Source organism: Acinetobacter sp. KB005, assembly GCF_049949095.1.
GTDB lineage: Bacteria > Pseudomonadota > Gammaproteobacteria > Pseudomonadales > Moraxellaceae > Acinetobacter > Acinetobacter calcoaceticus.
Genome location: NZ_CP188191.1, coordinates 1,287,327 through 1,309,044 on the forward strand (window position 1 = coordinate 1,287,327; position 21,718 = coordinate 1,309,044).

Sequence of the window (21,718 nt, forward strand, 5' to 3'; positions counted from 1 at the left end):
AAGGTACTCTTTTTAAATATAAAAATGAAGCTAACGCTGCAAAGTGAGTAGCACACCGACAAAGATGATGACTCCACCAAGAAACCGTTGCAATGTAACAGGTGTCTTTTCTGTGCCCAACCAACCAAAATGGTCAAGCAACATTGAAATGAGCAATTGCCCAAAAATGACTAAACCTGAAAAGGTTAAAAAACCAAGTTTAGGTGCAGTATAAATGCTCATGCTAATTGCATAAACCCCAAGGAATCCCCCAGTCCATAGAATCCATGGAATATTTGATATTTCACTTAAAGTTGGCTTCTCGGCACTTTGAAAGAAAACCATGATTGCTAAAACAATAGTTCCTACTAAAAAGGATAAGAGGGCTGCTTGTAAAGGGGTGTGCAACTGTTCTCTGAGTTGGGTATTGATGGCAGTTTGAAAAGCCATGGCAATGCCGATTCCCAGAGCTAAGGGCAAAAATAGGAAAAATTGGCTAGAGAATTTCATCATTTTTATCAGTATTTAAGTATGTTTAAAAACAGTCTAAAGCAATTAAGGTATGTTTTCATAAGCCCATTGATGCAGTCATGTTAAAATAGAAATATTGTGTAAATTGGACCTGTTCCTTGGCTGTATTAAACCCTGCTTCTATCCCTTTATCTTTATATATCCACATGCCTTGGTGTGTGCGTAAATGTCCATATTGTGACTTTAACTCGCATGCCGTACCAGACGGAGCACTTTCTTCAGAACTCGAGCAAACCTATTTAAAAGCGTTGGTAGCCGATTTTGAAACCCAACTCGAGATGGCACAGGGGCGTTCGATTCACAGTGTATTTATTGGTGGTGGGACACCTTCACTCATTTCGGCACAGGGTTATGTGTGGCTATTTGCAGAGCTTAAATCATTGCTTAAGTTTGAAGATGGCTGTGAAATTACCTTAGAGGCAAATCCAGGAACGGTAGAGCATGACCCGTTTTCAGGATATTTAGAGGCAGGCATTAACCGCTTGTCTATTGGAGTCCAGAGCTTTGATACCAATCATTTGCAAAAGCTTGGACGTATTCATTCTGCAAATAATGCAATTGAAGCGATTCAACAAGCAAAACAGGCTGGCTTTAAGCGAGTGAATGTAGACTTAATGCATGGTTTACCTGAGCAAACGCTAGAACAGGCGCTTTACGATCTACAGTTAGCTGTAGAAAGTGGCGCAACACATATTAGTTGGTATCAACTCACCATTGAACCTAATACCGTTTTCTTTCGTACCCAACCTGTTCTACCGCAGGATGAAATGCTAGAAGACATTCAAGAGCAGGGTGAGGCATATCTTAAGGCAAATGGTTTTATAAACTATGAAGTTTCGGCATGGCGTAAAGAGCTGCCTTCAACACACAACTTAAATTATTGGGAATTTGGCGATTATCTTGCGATTGGTGCAGGTGCACATGGCAAAGTTACACGACCAGATGGTGTGTACCGTTTCCAAAAGACTCGTTTGCCAAAAGACTATTTAGCCAAGGTTCCAGCTGAACATTTGCAAATGAAAAAGATTGAGGCAGAAGAGCTACCATTTGAGTTTATGATGAATGCTTTGCGTTTAAATGATGGTGTCAAAGCTGAGTTATATGAACAGCGTACAGGTTTAAGCTTGGATGGCCTAAATGATGTGCTAACGTCGCTAAGAGCTAGAAAACTACTGGTAGATGATGTTTCTCATTTAGCTTGTACTGAGCAAGGCCATATTTTCTTAAACTCAGTGCTTGAAGAATTTTTATAATGAAGCAAAGCAAAAGCCGCGTCATCAGATGCGGCTTTTTTTATTTTAGCGAGTGGTATAACCACCATTTGCAAAAATAGTTTGACCAGTAATCCACCAACCATCGGTCACCAAAAAGCGAACTAATGGCTCAATATCTTCAATTTTGGTAAGACCACCTAAAGCTGAAGCCGATTTATGGTAAGCGACTGCTTCGGCAGATTCCTGACCATAAAAGAACGGTGTATCCATAGGTCCAGGCGCAACAGCAGTCACAGAAATCTGACGGTCTCCAAATTCTTTTGATGCAGCGCGGGTGTAATGCTCAACAGGCGCTTTTAAGCCTTCATAGGTTGAGTACAGCCCAGTGTAAGCTGCAAGAAGCGAAGTAACGATTGAGCAGATTTTTCCGCCGTCATTTAAATGCCGACCAGCCGATTGAATAAAGAAATAGGCAATTTTTGAGTTGATATCGCTCATACTATCAAACTCTTGTTCTGTGGTTTCCAAGAAGGATTTTTTCAAAACCTTACCAACCGTATTAATAGCAATATCAATTCCACCAAAATGCTGTTTGGTGTCTAAGAAGAGCTTTTCGATATTATCAATATGCGTTAAGTCTGCCTGAATTAAAACGGCATCTACGCCTAAAGCTGTTACATCTGCGAGCGTCTGCTCTGCATCAGCTTGAGTTTCCGAACTATTGTAGTGAATTGCGATTTTTGCACCTTGTTCTGCAAATTTACGGCTAATGAGTCCACCTAAGTTTTTTGCACCGCCTGTAATCAGTACAACTTTATCTTTAAGCGTATGAGTTACCATGATGATTGTTCCTATGATGACTTGTTCTAATGTGTTTTTAGTCTAGATTGGCGATAATTTTTGATCAATTATGCTAGTTTGGTTTAACTATTCAGAAAATACGAACAATTAAATGGATCGGTTGCAGCAGTTTTTTATTTTTACGGAAGTCGCTAAACGACAAAGCTTTAGTGAAGTGGCAAATCAGCTCGATTTACCTCGCTCGACAGTGACCAGTGCTATTCAACAGTTGGAAACTCACTATGGTGTTCGGCTATTTCATCGCACCACCCGTAAAGTAAGCCTTACACAAGATGGTCAAAGGATATTGCCCGAATGTCAAAATCTATTATTTGACTATGAACAGCTCGAACAACTTATACAGGCGCAAAAGCAGCATTACCGGGGCACACTAAAAATTTCAATGCCCAGCCGAATCGTGCATCAAGTCATTATTCCAGAACTTCCCGATTTTTATAGCCGCTATCCAGATATCCATTTACAACTGAATAGCTCTGATGACATCACTGACTTGATCGAGAAAGGAATTGATTGTGTTGTTCGGGTGGGGCAGCTAGACAATAGTAGTTTGATCGCGAAGTTCGTTGGCAACTTGATTATGGTGAACTGTGCAAGTCCCGATTATCTGGAACATTATGGTATTCCTGAACAATTAGAAGATCTATCTCAACACAAACTTATTAACTACGCAGGAGCGGTAGGGGAAAAACAAGGCGTATTTTTATATCAAGATGGAACAGTGATGATGGACAGTGCGTTGAGTGTGAATAATACAGAAGCTTATATTGCAGCAGCTTGTGCCGGTTTAGGAATTATTCAACTACCTTACTATGATGTTCAGGATAAAATTGAGCAAGGAACTCTGGTTGAAGTGTTAAGTGCACATACGGCTCAATCTTTGCCACTTAATATTTTATATCCGAATCGAAGTTATATTCCTAAACGGTTAGAAATTTTTATGGAATGGGTTAAAGATGTTCTATATAAGAGATGCATCGTCATCTTTTAGTCATGAAACTAAAATACGATAACAATAAAAAAAGCCTCTCGAACTGAGAGGCTTTTTAGAATTTGGTGGGTCGTCCGCGATTCGAACGCGGGACCAACGGATTAAAAGTCCGCTGCTCTACCAGCTGAGCTAACGACCCAAATAGGTCAAAACAGATAAGTGGTGGGTCGTCCGCGACTCGAACGCGGGACCAACGGATTAAAAGTCCGCTGCTCTACCAACTGAGCTAACGACCCGTATCGTTTTGATGTCGCGTATTTTAGCAAGTTATTCAACTAACACAAGAGGTAAATCAAAAACATTTGCATGATTGCCTATAAAAAGCACGATTTCCTCTTGTTTAGCTAAAAAATGAACTAAAAACGGTATTTATATGCCTGAATATTGTCAAAAATTTCAGTTGTGACGTCACAATAACTGTTCGCACCAGGTAATAAAGCGAGTAAACGTTCAGAAGTTTTGTCTGGATTAAACGAATCTTCCTTCAATTTATTCTTTTGATATTTAAAAGTACCTGTTGTTTCAACTTTAGCCTGCACACGTAAAAACACGGGTACTGCGTAAGCCGGTAGGCATTTTTTAAATATCGTTACCATTTCTGTTAAATCAGACTCATTTAACTCAGCACCATCAGCAAGTGTGATTGCTGCCATACCAGCACGACCATTGGTATTTGGAATTTCTACGCCATAGACCACCGCTTCAGCGATCTTGTCATATTCACAAACCATGTTCTCAACTTCAGTCGTAGATACATTTTCGCCTTTCCAGCGGAAGGTATCTCCTAAGCGGTCAACAAATTGAGCATGACGGAAACCAATGTTACGGACAAGATCGCCTGTATTGAAATATGAATCACCTTTTTTAAAGATATCTTGCATAATCACAGATTTATTCTTTTCAGGATCGGTATAGCCATCGAAAGGAAAGCGACTGGTAATTTTGCCTACAAGCAAACCAACTTCACCTGCTTTAACTTTTTTACACCAGCCATTTTTATCGCGTACAGGCTCATTCTTTTCTTTATCAAACTGAATGACCGCGTATGGCATAGGAGAGAAGCCGACTGTGTTGTCAAAGTTAAAAATATTACTAAACCCGACATTACCCTCACTTGATGCATAAAGCTCAAGAACCTCTTGGACACCAAAGCGTTGTTTGAACTTATCCCAGATGTTTGGACGCATGCCATTACCGATCATTTTGGTTACACGGTGAGCACGGTCAATTTCTGTAGTAGGGGCATCCATTAAATAGCGGCAAAGCTCTCCAACATATCCAATTGCAGAGGCATTAAATTTCTGAACATCTTTCCAGAACGCACTGGTTGAATATTTACGTCGAATTGCAAGGGTAGAACTTCCTGCAATCACCCCACACCAACACACAACCACACCTGTTGCATGGTAAAGCGGTAAGGTTACATACATCACATCATCTGGACCAAGGTTCAAAATGTGCCCATAGGTGCCATATGCCAGCGTCCAGCGACTATGTTTGAAAACAACAGCTTTTGGTAAACCTGTTGTGCCAGATGTGTAAATATAAAATAGACCATCATTTCCATGAACAGAATTTGTGGTTGATGGATTAAATTTTGGAAACTGATCAATTTCTTTTGCAAGATTGGCATAACCTTGAGGCGCTGTTCCCTGATCTTGACGTGTAGCTTGATCTGCAAACCAATGGAAACGATCTTTAGGAACATTTAGGTCCTGACGGATTTCATCAATTGCAGTTCGAACTTCTTCCCCAGCAATTAAAGCAATTGGCTTTACAAGGTTAATGCTATGAGAGAGCACTTTACCGACTTGTGAAGTGTTAACCAGCGCAATAGTTACTCCGATTTTAGCTAAACCTACAATCGTGGCAATAAGCTCAGAACGGTTCTCAACCATTACGGCAATCACGTCACCTTTACGCGCCCCGAGAGATAGATAATAGTGAGAAATCTGGTTAGCCCATTCATTTAAAGCTTCATAAGAATAACTTTGATCTTCAAATAATAATGCAATACCTTGCGGATTTCGCTTAACAGCTTTTTCAAAAGCTACACCTAATCCCGTTGGTGTATTTGCTGTTCTTAAGTAAGCCTGTTTAAGACCATTCAGGATATGGGGTACTTTGGGGATGAAGCTAGGAAGTCTTGTTGCAACATCACCAAGCGTAATGATATCGGTCTGTGTTGTCTGGCTCATATCAATCCTATTTATTTTTCGATCAATCCAAAAAAGGTTGCGTTGGCAAAAGTACAGTATTTTTCATGGTTCACCATGCTTTTAAAACTTTTCTTCTAGTGCAATCAACCTAATTGGTTAAAAATAACAAAAAAAACCTAGTCATCGAAATGACTAGGTTTGTTTAAATTAGCTGCAATTGAGCAAATGATTTACTCAGCTACAGGATTTGCTTTCTTTGGTGGACGACCACGAGGACGACGAGGAGGGCGATTTGGTTTGTCCAGATCTGCCTTAGAATCTTCTGATTCAACCTCTGCATTAGCTTCTACTGGTGCTACAGCTTGTTCAGTGGCTGCTTTGGCTTTTGCTCTCGGTTGTTTCACAGCCGGAGCTTCAACCACAGTTGCCGCTGGCGCTTCTTCTGCGTTTGTTTCACTTTGCGCTACTTCAGCCACCTGATCAAGCTCAAGCGGTTGTTGTTTTGACTCAACAGGTGCTTGCGTTTCAGCTACAGGAGCAACAACAGTTTCTTCAACAACCGGAGCTACAGGAGCAGCTTCTTCTGGTGCAGAGTGTTGTTGTTTAACTTGCTCAAAAGCTTGTTCAGCAGCAAGTTTTGCTAAACGACGACGCTCACGTGGATCATTAGCAACACGTGGTGTCGACTCTTTTTGTGGCGTTAATGCAAGTACAGGCGCAGGCTCTGCTTCTTGTGACGGTTTGTTGCTTGGAAGCTCTGCATCACGAGTAACAGGCTTCTTGTCTTCAGCATCAGACGCGACTTCTGTTACTAGAGTACTTGCGTACTGTTCTGCAAATTTTAGCAATGCACGATTAAACGTTGGAACTAAACCAAACTGTTCAATCAATACTGTGCAGTCTTCACCATAAACATGACGAATCAAGCTACCAATTGTGTATTGCGCCAAAGTTGGAATTTGCGATGGGGCAATAGACGGTACCGCAGCTTTAGCACGTTTTGCGTTGCGTTGTTCACGGCGACGCATGCGAGGATCATTACTCGCACGTTGAATTTGCGGTTGATTCTTGTTGTGTGCTGGAGGAGGAGTAGTTTCCTCTGCTTCAGCAGTTACCGTCTCTTCTACAACAGCAACAGGTGCTGGAGCCGACTCTTGAACGACTTCAACAACAGGTGCTGTTTCAGTACGTTTAACAGGCTGCTCAGGAGTTAAAGCGATAATTTCGCTTTGTGCCTGATCAACATTGATCACTAAGGCTGTATTCATGACTTCATGCTTTGGAGCATCAATCAAATCAACCTTAATTTGTTTCTCATCAACAACTACTGGTGCCGGCGCATTTTGATTTTCATTTAATACGCTTGGATCGCGGTGGCGATTTGGACGGTTCGGACGTTGTTGATTATTACGGTCACGACGCGGCACGGCATTTTCAGTTTGTTGTCCATCATTTTGATGTTGTGGATGTGGCTGATCAGAGTGCGGACGTTTTTGTTGACGTTTTAACTCACGTTGTTCTTGACGTGATAACTGTACAACTTCTTCATGAACCTGTTGTGGTTGTTGCTGCTGTTGTTGAGGCTCTTGAGTATGGTGATGTTGTTCACGTTGCTCTTTGTGCTTACGTTTTTTGTTGTTTGGACGTTGTTGTACTTTCTCGTCTTTTTCAACATTCTCACGAACTTCCTGTTTAGCAGGAGATTGCGAAATATAAGCATTGTTAGATGGCGCCGAAACAACTTCAGCAACTGCTGGTACTACGACTTGTCCAAACTGGCCACGGCTTACAGCGCCAGTATTCACCATTTGTTCAATTGACGCAGCAGCGTTCTGTGCCGAACGAGATTGGTCAACAGTTTTAGCTTGTTTTTGAACAAAAAGGTTCTCTAACCATGCACAAGGGCTCGCTGCTTTTTGAGTGCTTGGTTGAGCAGCAGAAGGTTGAGCTGGTTGATTTACTTTCTTTTGACCGGCTGTGTTGTTTGCAGCAGGAGCTGCATGAGCATGGCCATGATCCGCTTCTTCTAAATGCCATTCAGAAGATTCATAACCTAACTCTTTCTCGCTTGAACGAGTTGCTTCAGTACGTTCGTAGCTAGATGGTGCAAATCCATCTGGATTGTACTGAATTTCATAATGAGGTGTTTCTAAGTGTGGGTGAGGTAAAATAGTCACACGAACACTAGAAGTTTGTTCTAAATAAACAAGGCTATGGCGTTTTTCATTGAGTAAGAACGCTGCAATTTCAACAGGAACTTCTACTTGTACTTCACCATGACGTTCACGAAGTGCAATTTCTTCTACTTTACGCATAATTGAAAGCGAAAGTGAGCGTAAGTCACGGACCATACCTGTGCCATGACAACGTGGGCAAACATATCCAGTTGCTTCTTCAAGTGATGGACGTAAGCGTTGACGGCTCATTTCCATTAAGCCAAAACGAGATAATTGGCCAAACTGGATACGTGCACGATCGCTTTGTGTTGCTTCACGAAGTTTTGCTTCAACCATGCGTTGGTTGCGTTCTTTAGTCATGTCAATAAAGTCGATCACAACTAAACCGCCAATGTCACGAAGACGAAGTTGGCGAGCAATTTCTTCTGCTGCTTCTAGGTTTGTATTAAGCGCAGTTTCTTCAACGTCATGTCCACGAGTCGATTTCGCAGAGTTAATATCGATTGAAACTAAAGCTTCGGTCTGGTCAATTACGATTGAACCACCAGAAGGAAGTTTTACTTCACGCTCGTAAGCAGTTTGAATTTGGCTTTCAATACCAAAATGAGCAAACAATGGCTCGTTTAAAGTATAAGTTTTAAGTTTGTCTAATTGACGAGGCATTACTGCTTTAACAAAGTTATAAGCTTCGTTATAGGCTTGTTCGCTATCAATTAAAATTTCTGCAACGTCATCACGTAAGTAGTCGCGGATAGCACGAGTAACTACGCCAGCTTCTTGGTGAACAAGCATTGGAGACGGACCAGAACTTGCAGTGCCTTGGATTTGTGCCCAGAGGTCAAGCAAATGCTGTAAATCTAACTGTAATTCTTCTTGAGTACGGCCAATACCTGCTGTACGCACAATAACACTCATGCCGCGAGGTAAATTTAAAGAAGCTAAAATTTCTTTTAATTCTTCACGTACAGAACCTGAAATTTGACGGCTAATACCACCGCCTTTCGGGTTGTTTGGCATAAGAACCAAATAACGTCCTGCGAGTGAAATGAATGTAGAAAGGGCAGCGCCTTTGTTACCACGTTCTTCTTTTTCAACCTGAACAAGTAATTCAGTACCTTCAGTGATGAGTTCACGAATGTTTGAAGTTTGTCGCGGGTCTGCTTGGAAATAGCTGTTCGCAATTTCACGCATAGACAAGAAGCCTTGACGACCTGCGCCATATTCAACAAACACAGCTTCTAAAGAAGGTTCTACGCGGGTTACATGGCCTTTATAGATATTGGATTTTTTCTGTTCTCGGGTACGATTTTCTAAATCAAAATCGTAAAGACGATTACCAGTGATAAGTGCAACGCGGACTTCTTCTGCGTGAGTTGCATTAATCAACATACGTTTCATGGGTGTGACACCTAATAGTGACCCACACAAACATATCGCACAAACTTAAAGGTTCTGAACGAACATCGAACATGACGGATCATTTCCCAGATCTCAAAATATTTGTGGTCTGAGTCATCTGTTACCGGCTACATTTAGCCTGAACTTCGATTCTCGTCTGTGATGTAGGCAATACTGCTTCAACCTTTAAATCGGACATCCTTAGTGCTTCACTGGCGGGTGAGCGGTACATTGGTTAATGACTTTCACTGTCATTGTGCGCGAAGTGACTTCTTTTTAGAAGTTTGATACGGAATGTTCATCGTATCGGTGCTTTCGGCAGTTCCAATGCATCAACGCTTTAGCCTGAAGGCAACATTAAGGAGCGATTTGTCTGATGTGTATCAGTTTACGTTCCATAACCAACTAGAGTTGGTAACATATTTTTTTGAACAAACTGAATTAAACGCAACAGTTTGTCATTTTGCCGATATAATAAGCCTTCGGCGTCGGCATAATTCTTTAGGACCTATCCGAGCTGATGGTGAAAGCATCATTTTGATTGAGGTTTCAATCAGGGAAATTCCCTATTAGATGTTCACTTACGGCGGTATCCGTGCGCTGACTATATCAAACCTTGCAGCATCTGCCTATGGGCTAAGCTTAGATTTCTTGTGAAAAAACTAAGCTAAATGGTCATTTATTAATCAAATTTAGCAAAATTTCAGGTTTAAATATTAGTATGAATTCTACACAGCAATGGCAAAGTGTCACTTGGTTTGAGGTGGATGAACATCAAGCAGGACAGCGAATTGATAATTTCCTGTTTTCGCGTTTAAAAGGTGTACCTAAAAGTCGTATTTATCGTTTGATTCGTGAAAGTCAGGTTCGAGTAAATAAAAAACGTGTTAAAGCTGAGACTAAACTTGAGATTGGTGATCAGATTCGTGTTGCTCCAATTCGTTATGAACAAAAAGATGAAACAACCGCTCCTGTCAGTGACAATGTAGCACAAAGCTTGTTAAGCCGTATCGTCTATGAAGATGAAGGTCTATTAGTTGTTAATAAGCCTTCAGGTATTGCTGTCCATGGTGGCAGTGGTGTGGCATATGGTTTGATTGAGGCATTACGCGCAGCGACTGGCAAAAAATATTTAGAACTTATTCATCGTATTGACCGTGATACTTCAGGTCTGGTCATGATTAGTAAAAAACGTAGCACTTTAAAACTACTACAAGATATGTTGCGTGAGCACAAAATTCGTAAGACCTATGCTGCGATTGTTAAAGGTCAAGTGAGCCTAGATAAACAACTGATTGATGCGCCTTTATTGCGATATGAGTTGGCAAATGGCGAGCGTCGTGTACGTGTGACTAAAGATGGTAAACCAAGTAAAACCGAATGGGTTGTAGCAGAGCGCTTTAAAAATGCAACATTAATCCATGCGTCACCTTTGTCAGGTCGTACTCATCAGATCCGTGTGCATGGTTTAAGCATTGGACACCCGTTGATTGGCGATGATAAATATGGGCACACTACAGCGTACACTGGCCCTGAAGCACGTCGTCTATGCTTACATGCGATGCGTTTAGATATTCCGGGTTATCCACCGATTGAAGCACCGTTACCAGAAGACATGACCCAGTTATTAAAGGCTTTGAGAGTGGCAAAATGAGTCTAAAAACCGAATTAGTTATTTTTGACTGGGATGGGACTTTATATAACTCTGTTGGACAGATTGTTGCGAGCTTGCAACATGCCGCAGAGCAGCATGAATTGTCTTTAACCGATGAAGCAGCAAAAAGCATTATTGGTTTAGGCTTGCCTGAAGTCATGCAAACCTTATTCCCAGAAGCACTTGAGTTACATGATTCAATTCTAAAAGCATATGGCGATCACTATATTGCGAACTCTACAAATGATGCATGGTTCGATGGTGTTGCTGAACTCTTACATGACTTAAAAGCTCAAGGTTTAAAACTTGCAGTCGCAACGGGTAAAAACCGTCGTGGGTTAGATCGTGTAATAGCAAAAACACAAAGTACTCATCTTTTTGATGTGACTCGGGCAGCCAATGAAACTCGATCGAAGCCAGATCCGCTCATGTTGCAAGAAATATTAACAGTCACTGGGGTGAGTGTTGAGCGTGCGGTAATGATTGGTGATAGTAGCTATGACCTTGAGATGGCCCAGCGTTTAAACATGCCACGAATTGGTGTTGGTTATGGAGTTCATTCGATTGAAGTGCTACAGCAATTTAAGCCTTTAACGATTGCTAATGATGTTCAAGAGCTTCATCGCTTCCTAAACGGTTATGCTCAGTTACCTGCTATAGATTTAGTGTAATTTAAAGCGGTACGAGGGGGATTTATTCCCCCTTATTTGAATTTAAAAAACAATAAGAAGAGAAAAATGAGTCGTTCTATTCGCCTATTAAACCTTTTACAACAACTTCGGGAAGCCCGTTATCCAATCACAGCACAAGTTCTCGCTGAGCGTATGGGAATTAGTGTGCGAAGTATATATCGAGATATAGATAGTTTACGTGAGCAGGGCGTAGAAATTGAGGCATCGGCAGGTATCGGTTTTCAGCTTAAAGAAGATATTGTATTACCACCAATGACGCTCAATGAAAATGAAGTCGAAGCTATTTTTTTGGCATTGTATTGGTTGAAGAGTGTGCCAGATCAATCGTTACAATCGGCATCTACATCAGTATTAGCTAAATTGAATTCTGTTTTACCTGAACATCGGCAATATTTATTACAGCAAACGACTTTAAGAGCGTTTAATACATGGCTGCCTGTGGATGAAAATCGAGTCGAACAGGTGCGTTTAGCCATTCGGCAGCAAGTCAAAATCTCGATGCATTATCATGATGAGCAGCAACGAAGTAGTGTTCGAACCTTGTGGCCTTTTGCTTTGGGATACTTTAATGACAAAATTGTGTTGGCCGCGTGGTGTGAACTCAGGCAGGACTTTCGACATTTTCGACTCGATCGTATTCAACAGTTGAGTTTAAGCCAAGAATTATACCCATCATTTAAGCAACAACTATTTCAGCAGTGGTGGGCACAAGAGTCGCAGACTACTGACAAAAACTGACAAAGAGGTTTTGTAGACTAGGACCCACGATAAACAAGGAGCCATAAAAATGAGCCTTAAACTTTATACTAACAAAGAGTCACGTGGTGTTGTGGTCGATTGGCTTTTAGCCGAATTAGGTGTTGAGTGTGAACGTATTGAAGTTGCATACAAGACCGAAATGAAATCACCAGAATATTTAAAAATTAACCCTTTTGGAAAAGTGCCAGTATTGGTGGATGGCGATGTCGTGATTTATGAGCTAGGTGCGATCTGTGCTTATCTGGCTGATAAATTTTTCGACAAGGGGCTGGCTCCGGCATTAGATGATCCTAAACGTGGTTTGTACTATCGCTGGTTATTTGTGATGGCAGGTCCATGGGAAGCTGCAGGCGTTGATAAAGCCCTCGGAATAGAGGTATCTCCTGAGCAAAAAATGTTTGTTGGCTATGGTGATTATAACGATGCTTATCAAGCTTTAGTGCAAGGCTTGAGTGAAGCAAATCCGTATGTGTGTGGCGAACAATTTACCGCAGCAGATGTAAGTGTTGGAGCAATGCTTTTATGGCAATTGAAAATGGGTGCGATTGAATCACATCCAGCTATTACACGTTATGTTGAAGCAATTAAGCAGCGTGAAAGTTTGCAAGCGTTAGGTGCGATTTTCTCCAGCTAAGCTTTTAAGTAAAAAGTCATCCAAACGGATGACTTTTTGTTTTTATAAATAAGAAGTTAGTTGGTAAGAAAACCAGCAGCAACGTTAATACAAATCGCTAAAATTGTGGTGTTAAAACCAAATGACAACACGGCGTGAAATAAATTTAAAAGTCGCATATGTTTTGTGGTAATCGAAACATCGGCAGTTTGAGCAGAGGTACCAATAATATAACTAAAGTATAAAAAGTCGGGATAAGTTGGATGTTCTGTTCCAGGAAAATCTAAACCGCCATTCTCTTCATTTCTAGACAAAGCCATATAGAAATCATGTGCGTAATGTAGGGCAAAAACGCTATGCATAAACAGCCATGCAGAAACAATTGTTAATAAAGCTAAAGCTACATGCCCTAGCTTTGCAGAACTCTCAGAAGGGAGCTGTGAGAGTTGGATTAGAATAGCGACTAAACACATGGCTAAGGCCAATAAAACAATCAGCATAATGACCCATTTGCTTTCATCTTGTTTTTTGGCTTGCTGTTGCATTTTTGAATGATCGCAACTTTTCATAAGTTGCAGAATATATAATAGATATACGCTAACAGAAGCATTCCAGCTGACTAATAAAATAGTTGACCATTGCCATGAAGTTAACCATGTCAAAATACTTGCTGTGATAAGTCCCATAAATAAAGCAATAAAGAAGTGAGGGCGGTTTAGTACACTACGTCCAAGATGTTGAAATACTGCAACCATTTTTCCTAATCTCCTTTTACTATATGGTAAATATATTATTTTTTATTAAATGGTGAAATTAATATCCAGTTTTATATAGATTTTATTCCAATATTTTAAATTATATTTAAGAGATATCTACTTTTACTGAGTAGGTAAAATAGAACAAAACCATGGGCTAAAATGTTTATAAAAAGTATAAAATAAATAAAAATAATATTTACTTATACTTTTTATAAAGGTGTTCTTATTAATCATCTACTTAAAAATAAAATATAGCTTTTCTGATTAGGTGTGAGTTAAGTTTTTATCTAGATGAAATACTTTAGTGAGTTGATCAATGAATTTTTGGACCCCTAAAGACTGTGAGTTTTTACGGTAATTTACGAATAAATCCAGTGTTGGTAACTCGATATCAAGCGGGCGGACTACCGTATTTTTGATTCCTAAAGGTGCCACGTAGGCAGGTAAAATTGTACAACCTAGTCCAGAACCAAGAGAGTTAATATTAAACAACATGCTATCTGCTTTTTGAACAATATTGAGGTCAATATTGTGAGTTTTGGCAAAGTCTAGAATAGTGTTATGTAATGTTTGTGACTGCTCGGCAGCGGGAATAATAAAATCAACGCCTTGTAAGGCATGGACAGGAATTCGGTCATATTGAGTAAGTGGATGATTTTTAGGAAGTAAAAAAATCAAGGGTTCCGTCAAAACAAATTGGCTTTGGATATCATCACTATCTGTATTTTCTCGGGTAAAGGTAATGTCCAACTCACCTTTTTTTAAGGCTTTAATTTGTTCAGTATTGTTTAGGTTAGATAGTTCAATGATGAGGTCAGGGTGTTGTAATCGCAGATTAGGAAGAACGTAAGGGAAAATTTTCATTTCTGCAATGGGGACAAAACCGATACGCAACAGTTGCTGTTTAGCCTTAGAAACCTGTCTTGCCAGAGCAACTGCTTTTTCAGCTTGAGCAAGGGTAAGGCGAGCATGTTCTAAAAATACTACGCCTTCTTCGGTTAACTCAACTTTACGTTTAGTGCGATTTAAAAGTCGTACACCAACATCTTCTTCTAAATCTTTAATCTGTTGGCTAAGGGAGGGTTGTGCGGTAAAAAGTTTAAGAGCGGCTTTACTAAAATTTAATTCTTCAGCAACGGTAATGAAATATCGGAGGTGGCGTAGTTCCATAAGACTAATCCAAAAAATGTCTTACTATGATTTATGTGAAGTATAAAGCATAAAGGGATATAGCGTGAAGATACTTTAGGTATTTATAAAATAAATGGAATTTAAATTTTCATTAAGGATTTAATATGGGAAGCTAGGTTTTAATAATTCATAAAATATATTAATTGTTAGATGTTAAATGCATTATCTTTACTTAATCAAAGAAATATTTAAATGTTTTAAATATTAATATGATTGATTCTCATATTATGCAAAAGTGTGGAGTAATAAAATAAATTTATAAATGTGATTTTCTCAGAACTATTAATCTGAAATTGTTACTAAATATTTTTTCTCTCTATGTTGAAGACTCTTTAGGCTGAAAAAATTAGGACTAGGGTAGTGGAGCACCGTAGTTCTATGGCTACTTTCGGTAGCTTACTTATTGTTATGTTATACAAGTGCTCTTAATAAGAATGGTAATTATCGACGCATAAACTCAACACATCTATGCATTTTTTATGGCAAGCTAATTCAACTTATGTTGGCTGTGACCACAATAAAAGGGATATTTATATGATAAATAAGTGTAAGTGCCATAGCTTAATTTGTTTTAATTGTTAAGATAGAAACCTGAACACATCCATTCTGCCGATGCTAAAGCATAGAAAAGCCCATGAAAGACAAGCCGACATTAACATATCAATTGCCGACTCAGTCCTGTTGGACGCATACATGGATAAAACCTCCTTTTTATCATCCCGAGTCAGGGCGTGAATCAGATACACGTTTTTATAACCAACAACCTAAATTACCGGCTAGAGGCTCAAAAGAGCTATTACGTTGGTTAGCTACTCGTGAGTCTTATACATGGAATGTTGATATTCAAAGTGAATATGAAACCCGCATAAATACAGCTGTGGCTTTACCTCAAAATCGACCACATGCAGATTTGGAGGATTGGCAAGTTTGGTTTGTTGGGCATGCTACAGTATTAATTCAGATCGGACCTTATAACTTTATTACTGACCCAGTATGGTGTGATTATGCAAGCCCTTTACATGGTCGTGGACCACGCCGTGTATGCCCTGCGGGTTTTGCGTTAGAGCAATTACCGACTATTCATGGTGTTTTACTCAGCCATAATCACTATGACCATATGGACTTGGCTACACTCGATTGGTTGCATAAAAAATTTGCAATGCCGATTTACACGGGATTGGGGAATGGTTTTTATCTACCAAAAGAATTTCATGTGATTGAGATGGATTGGTGGCAAGAAATTCCTTATCACGAATTAAGAATAATCTATACACCTGCACAGCATGGATCGGGCCGTGGTCTACGTGACCAGAATAAAGCACTCTGGGGAGGCTTTTCTGTTGTTGCTAAAACAGGTCATTGTTTCTTTGCAGGGGACACCGGTTATGCAGGGCATTTCAAACAAATACATGCACGTTATGGGGCGCCACGCGTTGCTTTGCTTCCAATAGGTGCTTATGAGCCACGTGCCTTGATGAGCTATGTCCACATGAATCCACAAGATGCGCTACATGCACATTTTGATTTACAGGCCCATCGTTCTATTGCGATTCATTATCGGACTTTCCAGTTGACTGATGAAGGCCGTGAAGATCCGGAACATGCTTTAGGACAAGCGATTAAAGCTTCATCGAAGCTTGCTAATCCTTTTTATTGCATTCGTGAAGGGCATAAATTAACTGTGTAACTACCAGATAATTTTATATTTAAATTTAAAAAGCCAGTTCAAATTGAACTGGCTTTTTATTATTTTGATCTAAATTAAGCTAAGTCAAAACGGTCAAGATTCATGACTTTAGTCCATGCAGCTACAAAGTCTTGAACAAATTTTTCTTTACCATCTACCTGAGCATAAACTTCTGCTAAGGCACGCAAGATTGAGTTTGAACCAAAGACTAAATCATTACGTGTTGCAGTAAATTTTACTGCACCTGTTTTACGGTCTTTGCCTTCAAATACTTCGTTTGATGAATCAACAGGTGCCCACACCGTAGACATGTCGAGTAAGTTCGTGAAGAAGTCTGTGCTGAGTACACCAACTTGCTGAGTGAATACGCCGTGTTGCGAACCATCCCAGTTGGTACCCAGTACACGTAAACCACCAACCAATGCAGTTAACTCTGGTGCAGTCAAAGTTAGTTGCTGTGCTTTATCAATTAATAATGCTTCAGTTGCTGCATTAACTCCCTCTTTTTTCCAATTTCTAAAACCATCAGCAAGGCCGAGGAGTAATTGGAAAGATTCGACATCAGTTTGACTTTGTAAAGCATCAACACGACCAGAGGCAAATGGAATGCTAATATTGAAACCTGCCGCTTGAGCAGCTTGCTCTACACCAACGTTACCTGCGAGAACAATTAAATCAGCTAATGACAATTGAGTTGATGCTTTGATCTCTTCAATTTTAGTTAAAGTCTCAACCGCTTTTTGGTTTACTTCCCAATCACGTTGTGGCGATAAAGCAATGCGTGCGCCGTTTGCACCACCGCGTTTGTCTCCACCACGGAAAGTTGAGGCTGAAGCCCAACCAAGAGAAACCAACTCTCCAGCAGATAGTCCCAGCGCAACAATTTTCGCCTTAGCATCAGCAATGCTAGCAGAAGATGGTATAGCGCTGGCAGTCGGTAATGGATCTTGCCAAATTAAGTCCTCAGCAGGAATTTCTGGACCTAAATAACGTGCTTTGGGACCCATATCGCGGTGAGTTAATTTAAACCATGCACGGGCAAAAGCATTGGCGAAAGCTTGTGGGTCGTTATGGAAGCGACGAGAGATCTTTTCAAACTCAGGATCAAAACGTAAGGTCAAATCTGTAGTGAGCATTGTTGGCTTACGTTTAATTGATGGGTCGAATGGATCTGGGATGATCGCTTCAGCATCTGCTGCTACCCATTGAATTGCGCCTGCAGGTGAACGTTCTTGCACCCACTCGTATTTGAATAGGTTTTCAAAGAAGTAATTGCTCCATTGTGTTGGAGTTTGCGACCAAATAACTTCTAAGCCAGAAGTGATCGCGTCTTTACCAACACCTGTGCCAAAGCTATTTGACCAGCCAAAGCCCATTTGTTCAATTGGTGCTCCTTCAGGATCAGCCTGAACATGGTCAGCAGAGCCAGCACCGTGAGTTTTACCTAAGGTATGACCGCCAGCAATCAATGCAACAATTTCTTCATCATCCATTGCCATGTTGCCGAAAGTCGCACGAATAAATGGTGCAGCCGATTTAGGGTCACCACTGGCTTGTGGACCTTCAGGGTTTACATAAATTAGACCCATTTCAGTTGCAGCTAGATTGCTGCCTTCCAATGCTTCAGAGTTTCGATGAGCTAACCATTCTTTTTCATCGCCCCAGTTTACATCGTTGTCTGGTTCCCAAACATCTTCACGACCAGCACCAAAACCAAAGGTGCGGAAGCCAGAAGACTCAAGCGCAATGTTACCCGCAAGAATAAATAAATCTGCCCACGATATTTTTTGACCGTATTTTTGTTTAACTGGCCATAGCAAGCGGCGTGCTTTATCTAAGCTCGCATTGTCAGGCCAACTATTTAATGGTGCAAAACGTTGTTGGCCGCGACCAGCGCCACCACGGCCATCGCCCATACGATATGTACCAGCGGCATGCCATGCTAAACGAATAAATAAGCCTGTATAATTACCCCAATCGGCTGGCCACCAATCTTGGGAATCGGTTAACACATTTTTGATATCAGCTTTGAGTGCGTAGTAGTCAATTTTTTTAAATTCTTCGCGGTAATTAAAATCTTTACCAAGTGGATTAGAACGTTCTGAATGTTGATTGAGCAAGTCAACGCGTAATTGTTTTGGCCACCAATGTAAACTAGGCGTACCACCACCGACAGTTACTTCTGGTTTTGAGTTATGACCTGAAAAAGGACATTTTGATTCGTCTGACATGGCTATATTCTCTCTGGGTAATAATTATTGAGCTCTTGATAAAGTAGTAGGGCTCATTTTCCTGGACTTCTGGGTTAAAAACTCATGTTTATCAAATAAAGAAATGAGTGAACAAATGGTGAGAGAAACCGTTTAAAAATTCTTTTCACTGAGATGTTAGCTCATTATTTTTTATTTAATAATGCATCAGATTCCTTTAATTGTTATTCCTCCAATTTACTGTATGAAGGTGAAAAAACAAGAGGAAAAATAAGCTGAAGGCTGTAAATAATGATGCATAAAATTACCTCTTCAATTGTTGGAACAACGTAAGATCTTTTAATAACGCTCTTTAAATATACTAGAAGTAGAATTCTTATTTTTCAAATAGATTAAACTGTCAATATTAATTTAAAAAACCGATTGTGTTTTTGTTTAATTTAAAAAGTAGGGCAGAACTGAGAGTGAAAAGAAATTTTTATAGTCAGTGATCGTAGAAGCTATCTAAAATAAATAAAGGAGAGCATTGCTCTCCTTTATTGTTTATATATTAAACATTTACGATTCGATTTGATTTGACCATATCTGCTAAACCGTGAGTTTTAAAGTAGTACTCAAGCCAGCTTTTCACAATGAGTGGATTATTCATTTTCATGACATCATCAAGTAGTTTTTGTGCATCTGTCATAGGTACATGACAAATTGCTTTTCGTACTCGCAAAATGTTACTCGAACTCATTGAAAGGGTATTAAAGCCCATCGCCATGAGCAAAATTGCCGATAATGGATCACCTGCCATTTCACCACAAATACTGATAGGTTTTTTGTATTCATGACATTCTTTAACTAAGCGAGTTAAAGCACGTAGAACGGATGGGTGGAAGTGCGAGTAAACGTTTGCCACATGTGGATTATTACGGTCAACTGCAAGTAAATACTGAGTTAAGTCATTTGAACCGACCGAAAAGAAATCGACAAGTTCAGCAAACTCATCAATTTGTAGTAGTACGCTTGGTACCTCAACCATAATTCCAATTTTTGGCTTGGTAATTTTAACTTGCTCTTCTTCTTGCACCGCCATCCAGTCACGCTCAAGTAAATAAAGTACTTCTTCGACTTCACTTACTGTAGTGACCATTGGCAATAAAATATGCAAATTATTTAAACCAATACTTGCTTTGAGCATTGCGCGAATTTGTGACGAAAAAATCTCGGGATGATCGAGCGTGAAACGAATACCACGCCATCCTAATGCCGAGTTTTCTTCTTCAATACTGAAATAAGGGAGGTCTTTATCGGCACCAATATCCAGAGTTCGCATTACCACAGGTTTGTTGGCAAAGTGACTTAATTGTTGACGATAGATTGCTCGCTGTTCTTCTTCACCCGGGAAACGTTCCCGTAACATGAATGGAATTTCACTTCGGTATAGACCCACACCTTGAGCACCGCGTTGTACACCGCGAACCACATCAATCATAAGGCCTGTGTTTACGTAAAGTGGAACAGATACACCATCTGGAGTAATCGCTTCTCTTGTCTCGTATTGTTTGAGATCTTTTGCGATTTGCTCATCTTCTTTTTGAATTTCTTTGTAACGTTGGCGTAAACGACGTGGAGGATTTACAAAAATACGCCCTTGATAGGCATCCACAATCATTTCTGCATCATCAAGTGTGTTAACTGGCAGCTCAGTGACACCAACCACAGTTGGAATTCCTAGTGCTCGAGCCACAATCACCATATGTGAATTTGCTGCACCTTCGGATGTAACAATGGCAGCAATATTATCAACTGGTAGTTCGACTAGTGCCGCAGTACTAATTTCTTCACCAATTAAAATACTGTCTGGACTGAGCTCACGGTGACTAGAATCTTCTTCTTGCAACGAGGCTAAAATACGTCGGCCTAAATCTTTAAGATCAGAAACTCGCTCACGAAGATAGTCATCTTCCATTTGTGCAAATAGGGCAGTGTGCTTTTCAATGACACGGCGCACAGCACCTTGTGCCCAATGTCCATCACGAATGAGTTCTTTAATTTCTGCCGGCAATGCATTTTCATCTAGCATTCTTAAGAAAACACTAAATAAAGCGCGTTCTTCTGCCATTAATGAATCATGCATTTTTTCATCTAAAGAACGAATCTCTGAACGCACTGATGAAATGGCTTGATCTAAAAGACGAAGTTCATGACTAATATCTTCTGCTTCACGGTCAGGTACTGAACCCAAATCGGCAGGTGGATATAAAATAATAGCGCGGCCTAAAGCAACACCGCCTGCACCTGAAGCACCTTGAAAGGTTTTATAGGCAGGGCCATTACTTGGTTTACGAAATACGTCAATATTTCCAACCGCGTGAGCATGGGCAATAACACCAGAAAGCTGGGCACACAAAGTAACTAAAAATGACTCGGCTGCTTCGCTAAAATCTTGAGGAAGTTTGTTTTGTACAACCAAAACACCCATAACCTTACGGCGATACATGACAGGTACGCCGAGGAATGAGTTGTAAATTTCTTCACCTGTTTCAGGTAAATACATGAAACGCTCATGTTTTGGTGCATTGTCAAGGTTAACTATTTCTTCACGTTGCCCGACCAGACCGACCAAGCCTTCACCGAGTTGCAGTGAAACATGGCCCACAGATTCTGGATTTAAGCCTTTAGAGGCCATCAAAACATAGCGCTGATTGCGTTCATCGAGTAAATAAATAGAGCAAACATCCACTTTCATGGCCTCAGCAACCTGATTGACCATGGTGTCTAATGATTCATGCAAACTGACGGACGCATTAACTTCTTGGACAATGCGCCGTAGAGTGTCGAGTTGCATGTTTGACATGG

The 21,718-nt window shown here is 40.3% G+C and carries 15 protein-coding genes and 2 tRNA genes; 7 read left to right on the forward strand and 10 right to left on the reverse strand.

Features of this window, described 5'->3' with window-relative positions; genetic code table 11:
* Window positions 1–30: 30 nt before the first annotated feature.
* Complete coding sequence (locus ACPF64_RS06315; protein ID WP_426455839.1) at window positions 31–492, reverse strand: DMT family transporter; 462 nt, start codon at window positions 490–492, stop codon at window positions 31–33.
* 116 nt (window positions 493–608) lie between these two features.
* Here ACPF64_RS06315 and hemW point away from each other — a divergent pair, with 116 nt between their 5' ends.
* Window positions 609–1,763 carry a radical SAM family heme chaperone HemW gene (gene hemW, locus ACPF64_RS06320; protein ID WP_426455840.1) on the forward strand — a complete coding sequence of 385 codons (1,155 nt, stop codon included), beginning with the start codon at window positions 609–611 and terminating at the stop codon, window positions 1,761–1,763.
* Window positions 1,764–1,808: 45 nt separating this feature from the next.
* Here hemW and ACPF64_RS06325 read toward each other — a convergent pair whose 3' ends face one another.
* The gene (locus tag ACPF64_RS06325; protein WP_426455841.1) at window positions 1,809–2,564 is read right to left on the reverse strand and encodes an SDR family oxidoreductase; all 756 of its coding nucleotides are present in this window, start codon (window positions 2,562–2,564) and stop codon (window positions 1,809–1,811) included.
* Window positions 2,565–2,676: 112 nt separating this feature from the next.
* Here ACPF64_RS06325 and ACPF64_RS06330 point away from each other — a divergent pair, with 112 nt between their 5' ends.
* Window positions 2,677–3,573, forward strand: coding sequence for a LysR family transcriptional regulator (locus ACPF64_RS06330; protein WP_426455842.1), 897 nt, complete (start codon window positions 2,677–2,679; stop codon window positions 3,571–3,573).
* 63 nt (window positions 3,574–3,636) lie between these two features.
* On the opposite strand, the gene ACPF64_RS06335 is transcribed toward ACPF64_RS06330, so the two are convergent.
* The 4 genes from ACPF64_RS06335 to ACPF64_RS06350 all read right to left on the reverse strand — a co-directional run bounded on the left by ACPF64_RS06335 (window position 3,637) and on the right by ACPF64_RS06350 (window position 9,307).
* Window positions 3,637–3,712, reverse strand: a tRNA-Lys gene (locus ACPF64_RS06335).
* Window positions 3,713–3,733: 21 nt separating this feature from the next.
* Window positions 3,734–3,809: transfer RNA gene (locus ACPF64_RS06340), tRNA-Lys, on the reverse strand.
* Between the two features lie 120 nt (window positions 3,810–3,929).
* The gene (locus tag ACPF64_RS06345; RefSeq protein WP_426455843.1) at window positions 3,930–5,771 is read right to left on the reverse strand and encodes a long-chain-acyl-CoA synthetase; all 1,842 of its coding nucleotides are present in this window, start codon (window positions 5,769–5,771) and stop codon (window positions 3,930–3,932) included.
* Window positions 5,772–5,962: 191 nt separating this feature from the next.
* Complete coding sequence (locus ACPF64_RS06350; protein ID WP_426455844.1) at window positions 5,963–9,307, reverse strand: Rne/Rng family ribonuclease; 3,345 nt, start codon at window positions 9,305–9,307, stop codon at window positions 5,963–5,965.
* 721 nt (window positions 9,308–10,028) lie between these two features.
* Between ACPF64_RS06350 and ACPF64_RS06355 the strand changes: the two genes are divergently transcribed.
* The 4 genes from ACPF64_RS06355 to ACPF64_RS06370 all read left to right on the forward strand — a co-directional run bounded on the left by ACPF64_RS06355 (window position 10,029) and on the right by ACPF64_RS06370 (window position 13,046).
* Window positions 10,029–10,961: an RluA family pseudouridine synthase gene (locus tag ACPF64_RS06355; RefSeq protein ID WP_005037068.1), complete on the forward strand. Its 933-nt coding sequence runs from the start codon at window positions 10,029–10,031 to the stop codon at window positions 10,959–10,961.
* Window positions 10,958–11,632, forward strand: coding sequence for an HAD-IA family hydrolase (locus tag ACPF64_RS06360; protein ID WP_426455845.1), 675 nt, complete (start codon window positions 10,958–10,960; stop codon window positions 11,630–11,632). Before ACPF64_RS06355 ends, ACPF64_RS06360 begins: the two co-directional genes overlap by 4 nt.
* Before the next feature lie 66 nt (window positions 11,633–11,698).
* Window positions 11,699–12,391 carry a helix-turn-helix transcriptional regulator gene (locus ACPF64_RS06365; RefSeq protein WP_092707211.1) on the forward strand — a complete coding sequence of 231 codons (693 nt, stop codon included), beginning with the start codon at window positions 11,699–11,701 and terminating at the stop codon, window positions 12,389–12,391.
* 49 nt (window positions 12,392–12,440) lie between these two features.
* Entirely contained in the window at window positions 12,441–13,046 is a 606-nt protein-coding gene (locus ACPF64_RS06370; RefSeq protein ID WP_231762004.1) for a glutathione S-transferase family protein, read from the forward strand.
* A gap of 56 nt (window positions 13,047–13,102) precedes the next feature.
* Here the strand turns inward: ACPF64_RS06370 and ACPF64_RS06375 are convergent, their stop codons facing one another.
* The gene (locus ACPF64_RS06375; RefSeq protein WP_004640963.1) at window positions 13,103–13,780 is read right to left on the reverse strand and encodes a DUF1345 domain-containing protein; all 678 of its coding nucleotides are present in this window, start codon (window positions 13,778–13,780) and stop codon (window positions 13,103–13,105) included.
* Between the two features lie 267 nt (window positions 13,781–14,047).
* Window positions 14,048–14,953 (reverse strand): DNA-binding transcriptional regulator HcaR, encoded by a 906-nt coding sequence (hcaR, locus tag ACPF64_RS06380; protein WP_151743539.1) that lies wholly within the window; start codon window positions 14,951–14,953, stop codon window positions 14,048–14,050.
* A gap of 655 nt (window positions 14,954–15,608) precedes the next feature.
* Between hcaR and ACPF64_RS06385 the strand changes: the two genes are divergently transcribed.
* Window positions 15,609–16,661, forward strand: coding sequence for an MBL fold metallo-hydrolase (locus tag ACPF64_RS06385; protein ID WP_003654693.1), 1,053 nt, complete (start codon window positions 15,609–15,611; stop codon window positions 16,659–16,661).
* Between the two features lie 74 nt (window positions 16,662–16,735).
* Here ACPF64_RS06385 and katG read toward each other — a convergent pair whose 3' ends face one another.
* Together katG and ptsP are read right to left on the reverse strand one after the other, a co-directional pair.
* A complete protein-coding gene (gene katG, locus ACPF64_RS06390) occupies window positions 16,736–18,892 on the reverse strand; it encodes a catalase/peroxidase HPI (protein ID WP_003654694.1) in 2,157 nt (718 codons plus the stop codon).
* Between the two features lie 529 nt (window positions 18,893–19,421).
* Window positions 19,422–21,716, reverse strand: a complete 2,295-nt coding sequence (gene ptsP, locus ACPF64_RS06395; RefSeq protein ID WP_004640970.1) for a phosphoenolpyruvate--protein phosphotransferase — start codon at window positions 21,714–21,716, stop codon at window positions 19,422–19,424.
* Window positions 21,717–21,718: the final 2 nt, after the last annotated feature.